This is a genomic window from Rhodanobacter soli (genome assembly GCF_039523495.1).
Classification (GTDB): Bacteria; Pseudomonadota; Gammaproteobacteria; order Xanthomonadales; family Rhodanobacteraceae; genus Rhodanobacter; species Rhodanobacter soli.
Genome location: NZ_BAAAFK010000001.1, coordinates 1,256,814 through 1,270,018, shown reverse-complemented (window position 1 = coordinate 1,270,018; position 13,205 = coordinate 1,256,814). Strand labels below are relative to the sequence as shown.

Annotated in this window: 14 protein-coding genes and 1 pseudogene; 3 read left to right on the top strand and 12 right to left on the bottom strand. The window is 66.9% G+C overall.

The window, feature by feature from the left end; all coding sequences use genetic code 11:
- Positions 1-27 precede the first annotated feature (27 nt).
- The 7 genes from folE2 to efp form a co-directional block, all read right to left on the bottom strand.
- The gene (folE2, locus tag ABD024_RS05745) at positions 28-975 is read right to left on the bottom strand and encodes a GTP cyclohydrolase FolE2 (RefSeq protein WP_343850557.1); all 948 of its coding nucleotides are present in this window, start codon (positions 973-975) and stop codon (positions 28-30) included.
- 109 nt (positions 976-1,084) lie between these two features.
- Positions 1,085-1,939 (bottom strand): isoprenoid biosynthesis enzyme family protein, encoded by an 855-nt coding sequence (locus ABD024_RS05740; protein WP_343850555.1) that lies wholly within the window; start codon positions 1,937-1,939, stop codon positions 1,085-1,087.
- On the bottom strand, positions 1,936-2,616 hold the full coding sequence (gph, locus tag ABD024_RS05735; protein ID WP_343850553.1) for a phosphoglycolate phosphatase: 681 nt from the start codon (positions 2,614-2,616) through the stop codon (positions 1,936-1,938). The genes ABD024_RS05740 and gph overlap by 4 nt, the downstream gene beginning before the upstream one ends.
- Positions 2,613-3,320 (bottom strand): bifunctional 2-polyprenyl-6-hydroxyphenol methylase/3-demethylubiquinol 3-O-methyltransferase UbiG, encoded by a 708-nt coding sequence (ubiG, locus tag ABD024_RS05730; protein WP_343850551.1) that lies wholly within the window; start codon positions 3,318-3,320, stop codon positions 2,613-2,615. The genes gph and ubiG overlap by 4 nt, the downstream gene beginning before the upstream one ends.
- 29 nt (positions 3,321-3,349) lie before the next feature.
- Positions 3,350-3,604, bottom strand: a complete 255-nt coding sequence (locus tag ABD024_RS05725) for a YciI family protein (RefSeq protein ID WP_343850549.1) — start codon at positions 3,602-3,604, stop codon at positions 3,350-3,352.
- A gap of 13 nt (positions 3,605-3,617) precedes the next feature.
- Positions 3,618-4,949, bottom strand: coding sequence for a TRZ/ATZ family hydrolase (locus tag ABD024_RS05720; protein ID WP_343850547.1), 1,332 nt, complete (start codon positions 4,947-4,949; stop codon positions 3,618-3,620).
- A 298-nt stretch (positions 4,950-5,247) separates the two neighbouring features.
- Positions 5,248-5,826, bottom strand: a complete 579-nt coding sequence (gene efp / locus ABD024_RS05715) for an elongation factor P (protein ID WP_343850545.1) — start codon at positions 5,824-5,826, stop codon at positions 5,248-5,250.
- Positions 5,827-5,913: 87 nt separating this feature from the next.
- Here efp and epmB point away from each other — a divergent pair, with 87 nt between their 5' ends.
- The gene (gene epmB / locus ABD024_RS05710) at positions 5,914-6,924 is read left to right on the top strand and encodes an EF-P beta-lysylation protein EpmB (RefSeq protein ID WP_343850543.1); all 1,011 of its coding nucleotides are present in this window, start codon (positions 5,914-5,916) and stop codon (positions 6,922-6,924) included.
- A gap of 135 nt (positions 6,925-7,059) precedes the next feature.
- Positions 7,060-9,102 (top strand): EAL domain-containing response regulator, encoded by a 2,043-nt coding sequence (locus ABD024_RS05705; RefSeq protein WP_343850541.1) that lies wholly within the window; start codon positions 7,060-7,062, stop codon positions 9,100-9,102.
- A 98-nt stretch (positions 9,103-9,200) separates the two neighbouring features.
- Here ABD024_RS05705 and rplS read toward each other — a convergent pair whose 3' ends face one another.
- From rplS to ffh, 5 genes are all read right to left on the bottom strand, one after another.
- The gene (rplS, locus tag ABD024_RS05700; protein ID WP_056386474.1) at positions 9,201-9,602 is read right to left on the bottom strand and encodes a 50S ribosomal protein L19; all 402 of its coding nucleotides are present in this window, start codon (positions 9,600-9,602) and stop codon (positions 9,201-9,203) included.
- A 46-nt stretch (positions 9,603-9,648) separates the two neighbouring features.
- Positions 9,649-10,422, bottom strand: coding sequence for a tRNA (guanosine(37)-N1)-methyltransferase TrmD (gene trmD / locus ABD024_RS05695; protein ID WP_343850540.1), 774 nt, complete (start codon positions 10,420-10,422; stop codon positions 9,649-9,651).
- 33 nt (positions 10,423-10,455) lie between these two features.
- The gene (rimM, locus tag ABD024_RS05690; protein ID WP_343850538.1) at positions 10,456-10,971 is read right to left on the bottom strand and encodes a ribosome maturation factor RimM; all 516 of its coding nucleotides are present in this window, start codon (positions 10,969-10,971) and stop codon (positions 10,456-10,458) included.
- A 3-nt stretch (positions 10,972-10,974) separates the two neighbouring features.
- Complete coding sequence (gene rpsP, locus ABD024_RS05685) at positions 10,975-11,229, bottom strand: 30S ribosomal protein S16 (protein WP_056386481.1); 255 nt, start codon at positions 11,227-11,229, stop codon at positions 10,975-10,977.
- A gap of 230 nt (positions 11,230-11,459) precedes the next feature.
- Positions 11,460-12,839, bottom strand: a complete 1,380-nt coding sequence (gene ffh, locus ABD024_RS05680; RefSeq protein ID WP_343850536.1) for a signal recognition particle protein — start codon at positions 12,837-12,839, stop codon at positions 11,460-11,462.
- A 96-nt stretch (positions 12,840-12,935) separates the two neighbouring features.
- Between ffh and ABD024_RS05675 the strand changes: the two are divergent.
- Positions 12,936-13,205: pseudogene (locus ABD024_RS05675) on the top strand (cytochrome C assembly family protein); the annotation flags it as partial.

Below are 13,205 nucleotides of genomic sequence, written 5' to 3'. Positions count from 1 at the left end.
CGCGGGTCGCTCCCTGCCAAGCGGCTGTCACGGCGTGGAGCCGTAGCCGCCTTCCACACCCTTGCTGGCGTATGCCACCGCATCATGCGGATGCAGGCTCTCCTGGTGTTCGACGCGGACGTGGAAATCGCTCAGCGCGACGTCGGTGTCGAGCGCCTTCTGGATGCGCCGGGCGGCGTCCTCGCAGAACATCAGATTGCCGCCGTTGGCCAGCGCGAAGGCTTGTTCGTCTTCGCGCTTCACCGCGGTCTGCACCGGCGTGCCGAGTGCGTGCTCGACGCGATCGATCAGGCCAATGAGGTGGAAGCCCGCGCCGACCACCGGGCGGATGCGCAGGCGCGCCACGCTGCGCTGGGCGTGCGGGGTGGCCACGATGCCGCGCTCGCTGCCAAGCCAGGCCAGCACCGCGGCGTGGTCGAGCGGACTGGCGGCGTCGAAGTCGCTGGCGAACTGGTCCTGGATCAACTGGCGTGACAGCGCGGCCGAGGCCGGGCAGGTCGAGGAGTAGACCACCTCGGTGCCGAACTCCAGCAGGAACTCGTCGCCGGTGAGGCTGGCCTCGATGCATACCGGGTACGCGCGCCAGCCGCTGTTGGCGCTTTTCAGGGCCGGGCGGCGCACTAGGTGCTCGAAATGGATGCTGAGGCAGGCGCGGTCGGACAGGTCCTTGTGCGAGTCGAGAAAGCCGCGCAGCAGCGCATGCAGCATGTCGGCACTCAGCGTCTGCGTGCTCAGCGCCTGCTCGACCTGCAGGTACAGGCGCGACATGTGGATGCCGCGCTTGTCCGGCCGGTTCAGGTTGACGAAGGCGCCGACCCGGGCACTGGCGCGCTGCGCGTGGCCATCGCCGGCGTCGAACAGCACCGGCACCTGGATATCGGCCATGCCGACCCAGTCCAGCGCGCCGGCAAGATGCGGTTGCGCGTGCACGGCGACATCGGGCAGCAGGCGGGCGGTATTTTCCTGGTTCGGCATGGTGGGAGTCCTGACATCGGCGAACGGGTCGCCGCAAAGCAAGCAATCTTGGGGCAAGCAGGCCGCCGCGCAATAGTGGTGTGATGGAAACACTGCGTCCCGGGTCGTTTTACGCCATCTGCCGGCGCCACGCGCGGGCGGCCTGCCAGGCCTGCAGCGAGGTCGCCAGCCCGGCGCGCGAGTGGCCGGCCTGCAATACCGCCAGCGCATCGTCGGCCCGCGCCGCGCGCTGCGCCAGCTTGTTCGCCTGGCGCGATTCCAGTGCGCGAAACACGCTGAGCGGCCCGGCCAGCGTGGCCGACTCCGCCCAACTGGCCAGCAGGTCGTCCAGCTGCGCCTTGACCGCCTGCTGTCGCGCCGCACCGTGGCTGCGCAATTGCGCGCGCCTCAGGCCATGCCGCGCCAGCCGCGCCATCGGCAGCGGCAGACGATCGCGTTCGGCATCCTGCTCCAGCCGCAGCAGCGCATACAACAGGTGATTCAACACGGCGACCCGCGACGCCCGCGCCGCTGACGCATCGGCGCCGTACCACCAGGCGGTTTCCAGCGCGGCCAACGCACCATGCAGCGGCATCGCCGCCTCGAGCTGCGCGGCAAAATCCGTCGCGGTGCCCTGCTCCAGCTGCGCCATGGCCGCCAGCACCGGGGCCAGCCACAGGTCGCTGGCGATGGCATGCGCGCGTTCGTCGTCGAACAACACCTGGGTCAGCGGGTGGCGGCCGCCGCTGGCCGATGCACCGGCCAGCTCCTCGGCCCACCAGTTGAGCTTGGCCGTGGCCACCTGCGGCTCGCGGATCCCGTAGGCGGCGCCGAGCAGTTCCTGCTCCAGCGCGGCCAGCGCGATGTGGCCGGGATAGCGCCGGCCATCGACGAACACCAGCGCGATGCGCTGTTGCGGTTGCACCGCCAGCCACTTGTCGATGAAGCCTTGCAGCACGGCGTTTTGTTCGATCAGCTCGATCATGCCGCGACCGGCTGCAGCTGCAGCAGTTCGGCCAGTTCGGCCGGATGGTCCAGTACCTTGTCGGCGCCCCACGCATGCGGATCGCCGCCATCGAGATAGCCCCAGCTCACCGCCACCGTGTACAGGCCGGCGGCGGCGCCGGCCAGGACGTCGCGGCGGTCGTCGCCGACGAACAGGCTGTGCGCGGGCGCGACGCCGGCGCGTTCGCAGGCCAGCAGCACCGGCGCCGGATCAGGTTTCTTTACTGTCAGGGTATCGCCGGAAACCACCGCACTGGCGCGCTGCGCCCAGCCGATGCGGGCGACCAGTTCGTCGGTGAGGAACGCCGCCTTGTTGGTGACGATGCCCCAGCGCAGTCCGTGCGCCTCGATCCGCGTCAGCAGCTCGTCGACGCCGTCGAACGAGCGCGTCTGCTGCGCCATCACATCCTGGTACAGCTGCAGGTAACGCGGCACCAGCGCCTCCAGCGCAGCTTCGCCGCGCTCGGCAAACGCACAGCGCAGCACGGCACGCGCGCCGCGCGAAACCACCTCGCGCACCGGCGCGTACGGCGGCAGCGGCACGTCCTCTTCCGCGCACTGCGCCAGCAAGGCGGCGTACAGATCGGGCGCGCTGTCGAGCAAGGTGCCGTCCAGGTCGAACAGCACGCCCTGGATGTTTTCGGGCAAGGGCCTCATGCCGGCTTGCGTGCGCTGAGCACGTAATTGATTGCGGTGATCCGGCTCAGCCAGGCCTTGCGGTTGAGCGGGTTGTAGGCCAGTCCGGAGACGTCCTCCAGTTCCAGCCCGGCATGCCGCAGCAGGCGGGCCAGTTCGGACGGCTTCAGGAACTGCGCGTAGTGGTGGGTGCCGCGCGGCAGCATGCGCATCACGTATTCGGCCCCCACGATCGCCGCGCCGAACGCGGCCGGCGTGCGGTTGATGGTGGACATGAACAGCCGCGCGCCCGGCTTCAGCATCGCGGCCAGGTCGTTCACCAGCGCGGCCGGATCGGGCACGTGCTCGATCAGTTCCATGCAGCACACCGCGTCGAAACTTTCCGGCTCGGCCGCGGCCAGCGCGGCTGAGGATTGCACGCGGTAGTCGACGCTGAGGCCGGATTCATGCAGGTGCAGCTTCGCAACATCGATCACCTTGCCGCCCAGGTCGATGCCGGTAACCTTCGCGCCGGCGCGTGCCAGCGTCTCGCTGAGCAGGCCACCGCCACAGCCGACGTCGGCGACCTTGGCCCCGCGCAGGTCGACGCGTGCCGCGATATAGGCGGCGCGCACCGGATTGAGGTCGTGCAGCGGGCGCGACTCGCCGTCGGGATCCCACCAGCGCGCCGCCAAGCTGTCGAAGCGGGCGATCTCGTCGGGGCTGACGTTGGGTGTCGTGTGCATCGTCCAATCCTCAAGAGCAGGCACGAAGTTTAATGCGCTTGCCACTCGTACACCGTGATATCCCAGCCGCCGCTGACGTGGGCCGGGTCGTCGTGCACGATCGCGGTCGCCTCGGCGAGGTCGGCCGCATGCAGCACGTAGGCACCGCCGGACTTGTCGCTGAATCCGCCGGACAGCTCCACCCGACCTTCTTCACGCAAGCCCTCCAGGAACGCCAGATGCAGCGGCACCACGGCCGGATCGAGGTGTGGCCGGCGGACCAGCAGGATCAGGTAACGGTTCATCGAAGACTCCGGGTCAGGCAGAGGCAATGCGTTCGCGCCAGGCGCGCGTGCGCTCCAGGATCGCGGCGGTGTCCATGCCGACCAACTCGCGCCCGGCCAACTTGCGTCGACCGGCGATCCACACATCGCTGACCTGGTGACGGCCAGTGGCATAGACCAGCTGCGAGATGACGTGGAACATCGGCTGGGTCTCCAGTTCGCTCAACCGCACGGCGGCGAAATCGGCCTGTTTGCCGACTTCGATAGAGCCGATCTTCGCTTCCAGTCCGACCGCCTTCGCGCCGTTGAGCGTGGCCGCACGCAGCGCGAACGCCGCATCGAACGCGGCGGCGTCACCGGCCACCGCCTTGGCCAGCAGTGCGGCGGTACGCATCTCGCCGAACATGTCCAGATCGTTGTTGGAGGCGCAGCCATCGGTGCCGAGTGCCACGTTGACGCCAGCGACGCGCAGTTTTTCCGCCGGGCAGAAGCCGGAGGCGAGCTTGAGGTTGGATTCCGGGCAATGCACCACCGACACGCCGGCGGCGGCGCACGCGGCGATCTCGCCATCGGTCAGCTGGGTCATGTGCACGGCGATCAGGCGGTCGTTGACCAGGCCCAGCTTCTGCAAGCGCTGGAACGGGCGCAGGCCACTCTTGGCCTTTTCGTCCTCGACCTCGTGCGCGGTCTCGTGCGTGTGCAGGTGCACCGGGATGTCGAGCTGGTCGGACAGCATGCGGATGCGCTCGAAGCTCTCGTCCGACACCGTGTACGGCGCGTGCGGCGCGAACGCGGTGCTGACCAGGTGGTCGCCGCGGAAGCTGTCGTGCACTTCACTGGCGCGCTCGAAATATTCGTCCTGGCTTTTCGCCCACGCGGTGGGGAACTCGATCACCGGCAGGCCGACCACCGCGCGGAAACCCAGCTTGCGGTAGGTGGCGCCGATCACGTCGGGGAAGAAGTAGTTCTCGTTGGCGCAAGTGGTGCCGCCGCGCAGCATCTCGGCCACCGCCAGCTCGACGCCGTCGCGCACGAACTCCGGCCCCATCACCTTCGCCTCGGCCGGCCAGATGTGCTGCTGCAGCCACACCATCAGCGGCAGGTCGTCGGCGAGGCCGCGCAGCAGGGTCATCGGATTGTGCGTATGGCTGTTGACCAGGCCGGGGATCAGCGCGTGCTCGCCCAGTTCGACGCGCTCGCGCGGCGCATAGGCAAGCCGCGCGTCGGCGATCGGCAGCAGCGCCACGATGCGCTCGTCCTGCACCACCACCGCGTGGTTCTCCAGCACCACCGCGTGCGGCTCGACCGGCACGACCCAGCGTGCCTCGATCATCAGGTCGACGGGCTCCGGGGCGGTCTGGCTCATCACTCACTCACTCTGCAAAAAAGGATGGATACGACATGGGGCGGCACACCTTGCGGCGCCCGCCCCGGAATTGTCATGTCTCAGCATCGTCATTCCGGCGAAGGCCGGAATCCAGTGCCTTTCCATGGCAACGTTGCGAAAGGCATTTGTGTGCTGCGCACGAGTACTTCACTGGATGACTCGCTCCGCTCGCCCCTTCGGGGCCATCCTTCGGACGTTCTTCGCGCTGCGCGCTTGTCCTGCCTTCGCAGGGATGACGAACTGGCAAAGGCGCGAGCAAAGCTCGCGCGCCAGTTCGTCACTTGACGCGGCTGTCGTACTCGCCGGTGCGGGTGTCGACCTTGATGACTTCGTCCTGATTGACGAACAGCGGCACACGCACCACGGCACCCGTCTCCAGCGTGGCCGGCTTGCCGCCGCCGCCGGAGGTGTCGCCACGCACGCCGGGATCGGTCTCGGTGATCTTCAGGTCGACGAACTTCGGCGGCTGCACGGCAACCACGGCGCCGTTGAACAGCGTGACCACGCATTCCTCTTCGCCCTTGAGCCACTTCCATGCATCACCCATCGCGGCCAACGTTGCCGGCACCATCTCGAAGGTCTCCATGTTCATGAAGTGCCACAACCGATCCTTGCCGATGCCATCGATAAACGAAAGCTGCATGTCGGTATCGGTGACATCCGCTTCCTCGAAGGAATCGCTGGACTTGAGCGTCTGCTCAGTGGTGCGGCCGTCCTTCAGGTTGCGAATGCGAATGCGGGTGAACGCCTGGCCCTTGCCCGGCTTGACGAAGTCCGCTTCAGTGATGACCCAGGGGTCACCGTTATGAAGGATCTTCTTGCCCGTTTTGACGTCATTGAGGCCAAGGGTCGCCATGCGTTAGTGCTCCGGAGTCAATTTCGCCCGTTGGGCGGCTAAAATGGGTGTCTGTCACGGGCTTCAGCGCCCGCTCCAAGGCCCGTCATGATAACCGCAAGCCCCCACGCCCGCCTATCGTCGCCCACACCTGGCTGGCGCGAACTGTGGCGGGACGCCATCACCGATCCCGGGGAACTGCTGCAAGCCGTGGGCTTGGGCGACCGTGCCGACCTGCTGCCGCCGGACGACGCCGGCTTCGCCCTGCGCGTTCCCCGCGGATTCGTGGCGCGGATGCGCCGCAACGACCCGCTCGACCCGTTGCTGCTGCAGGTACTGCCGCAGCGGGCCGAACACGACCTCGTCGAGGGCTTCACGCTCGATGCGGTCGGCGATATGGCTTCGAAGTCCGGGCATGGCGTCCTGCACAAGTACGACGGCCGTGCCCTGCTGATTGCCAGCGGCAGCTGCGCGATCAACTGCCGTTACTGCTTCCGCCGACACTTCCCCTATGGCGAGGAAATCGCCGCCGCATCGCAGTGGCACGAGGCGCTGGCCCATGTGAAGGCGGATCCGTCGATCCGCGAACTGATCCTGTCCGGCGGTGACCCGCTGGCACTGGCCACGCACAAGCTGGAGGAACTGACCCGCGGTCTGGCCGGGCTGCCGCACGTCATCCGCCTGCGCATCCATACCCGCCTGCCGGTGGTGCTGCCCGAACGGATCGACGACGACTTCATCGGCTGGCTGGCTGGCCTGCCGCTGCAGAAGGTGGTGGTGCTGCACGCCAATCATGCCAACGAACTGGACGCCAGCGTCGACGCCGCCTGCGCCCGCCTGCGCGCGGCCGGCGCCACCGTGCTCAACCAGTCGGTACTGCTAAGCGGGATCAACGACGACGCCGACACGCTGGCCGACCTGTCCGAACGGCTGTTCGCCGCCGGCGTGCTGCCGTATTACCTGCACCAGCTCGACCGCGTGCAAGGCGCCGCGCACTTCGAGGTCAACGACAACCGCGCGCTGGCGTTGATGGAGGCACTGCGCGCGCGCCTGCCGGGCTATCTGGTGCCCCGGCTGGTGCGTGAGGTGGGCGGCGACGCCTCCAAGCGGCCGCTGTGAACCGGGCCGCGGTCGCTGTTACATGGTTTTTCCGCTGGCGGCTGCTGGCGGAATCCGTTACAAACACTGATCGCGGCTGACCGCACAAACCTCCCCCGCACCGCCTGCGATGATCAACGGACAGCATCACGCCCCATGAAAAAAGATTTCGTCATCAAGATCCTCTTCGTCGAGAGCTCGCTGGAAGAGGCCGAGCAGATCATCAGCCTGCTGCGCAATACCGGCATTGCCGTGCGGCCGGCCCGTGCCACCAATGTGGAACAGATGCAGGCTGCGGTGAACGAGCTGGAACCGGACGTGGTGATGTTCGACCCGGCGATCACCAGCATCAGCCTGGAGGAAGCCGTCAAGGTGCTCGACGCCTACGGCCGCGACTACTCGCTGCTGGGCCTGGTCAACTCGATCGACAACCAGATCGTGGCGGACCTGTTCGTGCATGGCGCCCGCGGCGTCGCCTCGCGCAGCCAGCCGAAGCAGCTGATCGCGGTGCTTCAGCGCGAGTTCGAGTCGCTGCAGACGCGCCGCCAGGTGCGCCGCCTGGAGACCGCCCTGCGCGAATCGGAGCGCCGCTGCGACGCACTGCTCGACTCCTCCACTGATGCGATCGCGTACGTGCACGAGGGCATGCACGTGCGGGCCAACCACGCCTACCTGGAAACGTTCGGCTACGACAGCTTCGACGACCTGCTCGGGCTGCCGGTACTGGACATGATCGACTCGACCCATGCCGACGAATTCAAGGCCCTGCTGCGCGGCCACGCGCGGCAGGAGAAGACACCGTCCCAGCTCACCCTGCATGCGCGCCGCGCCGACGGCAGCCAGTTCGACGCCACGGTGGAATTCGCACCGGCCACGTTCGAGGGCGAACCCTGCCTGCAGATCGTGTTCCGCCGGCAGCTGGTCGACCAGGCCGTGCTGGAACAGCTGCAGCGCGACCCGGTCACCGGCCTGTTCAACCGCGCCCGCATGCTGGAAGCCATCGACGACGCCGTCACCGCGGCGGCGAAGGGCAAGAAGGGCCAGTCGCTGCTGCTGATCGAACCGGACAACTGGGCCTCGCTGGTGGGCGGCATCGGTCTGGGCAAGGCCGACGAACTGCTGTCCGGCTTCGCCGATCGCATCCGCATGCTGCTCGGCGCCGATGATGTGGCCGGCATGCTCGCCGAACACACCCTGGGCGTAGTGCTCGACTCGCGCCCGGACGAGGCGATCAGGGAGTGGATCGCCAAACTGCAGCACAGCGTCAGCAACGAGATCTTCGATGCCGGCTCGCGTTCGATCACGGTCACCGCCAGCATCGGCGGCAGCCTGCTGGGCGAGAAGAACGCGAACACCGAACTGCTGCTCAACCAGGCCAGCCAGGCCTTGCGCACCGCACAGAGCCTCGGCGGCAGCCAGGTGGAGCTGCACGACCCGGCCGCGCGCGAGAAGGCCGACGAGGAACGCGAGCGCTACTGGCTGGAGCTGCTGCGCAAGGCGCTGACCGGCGAAGGCCTGGTGCTCTACCACCAGCAGACCATCAGCCTGCAGGACGCCGAAGGCGACTATTCGGAAATCCTGCTGCGCATGAACGGCCCGCAGGGCGAGGTGCTGCCCGGTTTCTTCATGCCGATCGCCGAGAAGCACAACCTCACCGGCGCGATCGACCGCTGGGTGCTCGACCAGGTCATCAAGGCGCTGCAGGAACGCGAAAGCCAGGGCCAGCAGACCACATTCTTCGTCAAGCTCACCGCCGCCTCGCTGCAGGACGACACACTGCTGCCATGGCTGGGCACCCAACTCAAGCAGGCGGCGCTGAAGCGCGGCCAGCTGGTGCTGGAAATGACCGAGAGCAAGGTGATGACCCTGCTGCGCCCGGCCCAGGAATTCGTCAACGGCTGGAAGAAAGTCGGCGGACGCTTCGCGCTGGAGCAGTTCGGCTCGGGCCTGAACTCGTTCCAGTTGCTCAACCACATCGACGCGGACTACCTGAAGATCGACCGCAGCTACATGGCCGACCTGCCACGGCACCCGGAGAGCCAGAAGAAAATTACCGAGATCTGCCAGCAGGCACGCGAACTGAAGCGCCAGACCATCGCCGAGTGGGTCGAGGACGCCACCAGCACCTCGCTGCTGTTCGCCTGCGGCGTGGATTTCGTGCAGGGCAACTTCCTGCAGCAGCCGCAGCGGCTGGAGTAAATCGTTCCGCCACATCGCGCCCGGACTTTTGTTCCGGCCACAAAAAACCCGCGGATCGCTCCGCGGGTTTTTTCATGCAGCAGCAACTGCGGAGCGGATTACTCGGCGGCAGCGGCAGCGGCGGCCTTCGCGTTCGCCTTGGCGGCGGCAGCGGCGGCGATGTCTTCCTTGATGCGGGCGGCCTTGCCTTCCAGGCCACGCAGGTAATACAGCTTGGCGCCGCGCACCTTGCCCTTGCGCTTGACGGTCACCGAGTCGATGGCCGGGCTGTGCGCCTGGAACACGCGCTCCACGCCGGTACCGTGCGAGATCTTGCGCACGGTGAAGGCCGAATGCAGGCCGCGGCTGCGCTTGGCGATGACGATGCCCTCGAACGCCTGCACGCGCTCGCGGTTGCCTTCCTTCACCTTGACGTTGACCACCACGGTGTCGCCGGGGCCGAAGTCCGGCAGTTGGCGGGTGATCTGCTCGGATTCGAACTGTTCAATGATCTTGTTCATGGCGCACCTGTCGGTTCACGTAAATCGGTATCGAGGGCTGCGGCCGTCACTTGGCCGCATCGTCTTGCCGCGCTCGCCCTTGTGAGGCATGTTCGCGGCGGAATTCATCCAGCAGCGCACGGGATACAGCATCCAGCCCACGCTGTGACAACAAGTCCGGGCGGCGCAACCAGGTTCGTCCCAGCGATTGCTTCAGGCGCCAGCGGGCGATCGCCGCATGGTCACCGGACAGCAACACCTCCGGCACATCACCCAGTGCATCGCGCACCGGTTTCGCATAGTGCGGACAATCCAGCAGGCCATCCGAGAATGAATCCTGCTCGGCCGACTGCGCGTCGTTCAACGCGCCGTCCTGCAAGCGCCCCACCGCGTCGATGATCACCGCGGCAGCGAGCTCGCCGCCGGACAGCACATAATCGCCGATGGAGAGCTCCTCGTCGACCTCGTGCGCCAGCAGACGCTCGTCCACACCTTCGTAACGCCCACAGAGCAGCGCGATGCGCGGCAGCTTCGCCAGCGCTTCCACCCTGCCCTGCGTCAGCCGCGCTCCCTGCGGACTGAGATAAACCAGATGCACCGGTTCCGGTGCCGCCGCGCGCATGGCCGCCAGGGTCGTGCGCAACGGCTCGATCATCATCACCATCCCGGGACCGCCGCCATACGAGCTGCTGTCCACGCTGCGGTGCCTGTCGGTGGCGTAGTCGCGCGGGTTCCAGGCTTCCACCTGCAGCAGCTCGCGTTGCTGCGCGCGTCCCACCACACCGACGGCGGCGCACTGGCGCACGAAGTCGGGAAACAGGCTGACGACATCGATGCGCATGATCCTTGACCCTCTGTCCACCACCCGGCGACGTCAGAATTCAGGATCCCAGTCCACCACCATGCGCCCTGCGGACAAGTCCACCGAACGCACATACGAACCCTGGACGAAAGGAATCAGCCGCTCGCGCTCGCCATCCCTCACCACCACCACGTCGTTGGCACCGGTGGCGAACAGGTGACTGACCCGCCCCAGCTTCACGTCTTCCGTGGTGACGACCTCAAGTCCTTCGAGATCGACCCAGTAATACTCACCTTCCGCCGGAGCCGGCAGCTGCTCACGGGCGACATGGATGTCGGTCCCGATCAACGCCGCGGCCTGTTCCCGGTCGTCCACCCCGGGCAGTTGGGCCACCATGCCCTTGCCCTGCGTACGACCCTTCACTCCGGTGACCTGCGTCTCCACACCCGGCGCTGCAGCGAGCAGCCACGGCTGGTAGTCGAAGATCCGCATGCGCGGCTCGGCCCAGGATTCGATCTTGAGCCAGCCCTGCACGCCGTACAGCCCGACGATGCGCCCGATCAGGACGCGCCGACCGGCTGCAGCCATGACTCAGGCAGCCTGCTGCTTGCCGGCTTCCTTGACCAGGGCGGCGACCTTGTCGGTCAGCTGCGCACCCTTGCCCACCCATTCCTTGACGCGCTCGACGTTCAGTTCAAGGCGCTTGTCCTTGCCCGACGCGACCGGATTGTAGTAACCGATGTTCTCGATGTTGCGGCCGTCGCGCTTGCTGCGCTGATCGGTCACGACGACGTGGTAGAACGGACGGCCCTTGGCGCCACCGCGCGAAAGACGAATCTTGACCATGGTAAAACTCCAGAATTGCCGAATGAGCGGCAGGCACACGAGAGACGTGCGCGGTAAACGGGGCATTTTAGCGGATTTTCGGGAAAAGGGAAGAGCGGCGCGACCTGGCAGCCACGTCACCGGCGTCATTCCCGCGAAAGCGGAATCCATCTTGCTGTTGGCTGCAAAAGTCAAAATGGTTCCCGCTTTCGCGGGAATGACGACCGGCTTCAGGCTGACTCCGGCGATCTTCAACGCATGGGCGGCAGCCCGCCCATGCCGCCCATGCCCTTCATGGCGCCGCGCATCTGCCGCATCAGGCCCTTCGTGCCGCCCTTGGACAGCTTCGACATCATCTTTTCCATCTGCATGTACTGCTTGAGCAGGCGGTTGACATCGGCCGGTTGGGTGCCCGAACCGCGCGCCACGCGGGCGCGACGCGAGCCGTTCAGCAGGTCCGGGTGGCGGCGTTCCTTCTTGGTCATCGAGCAGATGATTGCGATCATCTTGTTCATCTCGCCGTCGTTGACCTTCGACTTGACGCTGTCCGGCAGGCCAGACACGCCCGGCAACTTGTCCATCAGCCCGGCCAGGCCGCCCATGTTGCCCATCTGCTCCAGTTGATCCTTCATGTCGTTCAGGTCGAAACGCTTGCCCTTCATCACCTTCTGGGCGAGCTTTTGCGCCTTGTCCTGGTCGACCTTGCGCTCGACTTCCTCGACCAGCGACAGCACATCGCCCATGCCGAGGATGCGCTGCGCCAGGCGATCCGGGTGGAACGGTTCCAGCGCGTCGCTCTTCTCGCCGGCGCCGAGGAACTTGATCGGCTTGCCGGTGACGTAACGCACCGACAGCGCCGCGCCGCCGCGGGCGTCGCCATCGGTCTTGGTCAGGATCACGCCGGTCAGCGGCAGTGCCTCGTTGAACGCCTTGGCCGTGTTGGCAGCGTCCTGGCCGGTCATCGAGTCGACCACGAACAGGGTTTCGATCGGCGTGATCGCGGCGTGCAGCGCCTTGATCTCGGCCATCATCGCCTCGTCCACGTGCAGCCGGCCGGCGGTGTCGACGATCAGCACATCGACCACTTCGCGACGGGCGGCAGCCACCGCAGCCTTCGCAATGGCGACCGGATCCTGACCCGCCTCGGACGGGAAGAATTTCACCCCGACCTGTTCGGCCAGCGTGCGCAGCTGCTCGATCGCGGCCGGACGGTAGACGTCGCAGCTGACCACCATCACCTTTTTCTTCTTGCGCTCGGTCAGCAGGCGCGCCAGCTTGGCCACCGTGGTGGTCTTGCCGGCGCCCTGCAGGCCGGCCATCAGCACCACCGCCGGCGGCTGCTGGGCCAGGTTCAGTTCGGTGTTGGCGGTACCCATCACCACGGTCAGCTCGTCGCTGACCACCTTCACCAACGCCTGGCCCGGCGACAGGCTCTTGATGACGTCCTGGCCGACCGCGCGCACCTTGATCCGCTGGATCAGCGCCTGCACCACCGGCAGCGCCACGTCCGCTTCCAGCAGCGCGATGCGCACCTCGCGCAAGGCCTCGCGGATGTTTTCCTCGGTCAGCCGGCCGCGACCGCGCAGGCGATTGACCGTGGTGGAAAGGCGTTGGCTGAGCGACTCGAACATGACGGGACCGGCAAACAGGAAAGCGCATGATTATAGCGGACGGATCGCCCCGCTCCGCATGCACGCCGACACGGCCCTGTGCGACACTGCGCGGCTATGACCATCCACGTTCTGGCCCTGATCGCCATCGCGCTCTACCTCGCCGCCGCGGGAGGGCTGGCCCGTCCGCTGCTGAGTGGCGGCAAACCGCTGAACCGGCTGGCGCTGGGGCTGGCGGGTGCCGCCGTGCTCGTCCACGCCGGGATTCTGCTGGGCATGCACCGCGGTGCGCTGGACCTGCACTTCTTCGCGGCGCTGTCGCTGGTGGCGTTTGTCGTCTCGGCGCTGACCCTGCTGGTGAACGCCTCACGCCCGGTCGCCGCACTC

What these genes read in the sequence shown, in the direction of transcription:
- folE2 (WP_343850557.1), bottom strand. Translation starts at nt 975, where the DNA reads ATGCCGAACCAGGAAAATACCGCCCGCCTGCTGCCCGATGTCGCCGTG.
- ABD024_RS05740 (WP_343850555.1), bottom strand. Translation starts at nt 1,939, where the DNA reads ATGATCGAGCTGATCGAACAAAACGCCGTGCTGCAAGGCTTCATCGAC.
- gph (WP_343850553.1), bottom strand. Translation starts at nt 2,616, where the DNA reads ATGAGGCCCTTGCCCGAAAACATCCAGGGCGTGCTGTTCGACCTGGAC.
- ubiG (WP_343850551.1), bottom strand. Translation starts at nt 3,320, where the DNA reads ATGCACACGACACCCAACGTCAGCCCCGACGAGATCGCCCGCTTCGAC.
- ABD024_RS05725 (WP_343850549.1), bottom strand. Translation starts at nt 3,604, where the DNA reads ATGAACCGTTACCTGATCCTGCTGGTCCGCCGGCCACACCTCGATCCG.
- ABD024_RS05720 (WP_343850547.1), bottom strand. Translation starts at nt 4,949, where the DNA reads ATGAGCCAGACCGCCCCGGAGCCCGTCGACCTGATGATCGAGGCACGC.
- efp (WP_343850545.1), bottom strand. Translation starts at nt 5,826, where the DNA reads ATGGCGACCCTTGGCCTCAATGACGTCAAAACGGGCAAGAAGATCCTT.
- epmB (WP_343850543.1), top strand. Translation starts at nt 5,914, where the DNA reads ATGATAACCGCAAGCCCCCACGCCCGCCTATCGTCGCCCACACCTGGC.
- ABD024_RS05705 (WP_343850541.1), top strand. Translation starts at nt 7,060, where the DNA reads ATGAAAAAAGATTTCGTCATCAAGATCCTCTTCGTCGAGAGCTCGCTG.
- rplS (WP_056386474.1), bottom strand. Translation starts at nt 9,602, where the DNA reads ATGAACAAGATCATTGAACAGTTCGAATCCGAGCAGATCACCCGCCAA.
- trmD (WP_343850540.1), bottom strand. Translation starts at nt 10,422, where the DNA reads ATGCGCATCGATGTCGTCAGCCTGTTTCCCGACTTCGTGCGCCAGTGC.
- rimM (WP_343850538.1), bottom strand. Translation starts at nt 10,971, where the DNA reads ATGGCTGCAGCCGGTCGGCGCGTCCTGATCGGGCGCATCGTCGGGCTG.
- rpsP (WP_056386481.1), bottom strand. Translation starts at nt 11,229, where the DNA reads ATGGTCAAGATTCGTCTTTCGCGCGGTGGCGCCAAGGGCCGTCCGTTC.
- ffh (WP_343850536.1), bottom strand. Translation starts at nt 12,839, where the DNA reads ATGTTCGAGTCGCTCAGCCAACGCCTTTCCACCACGGTCAATCGCCTG.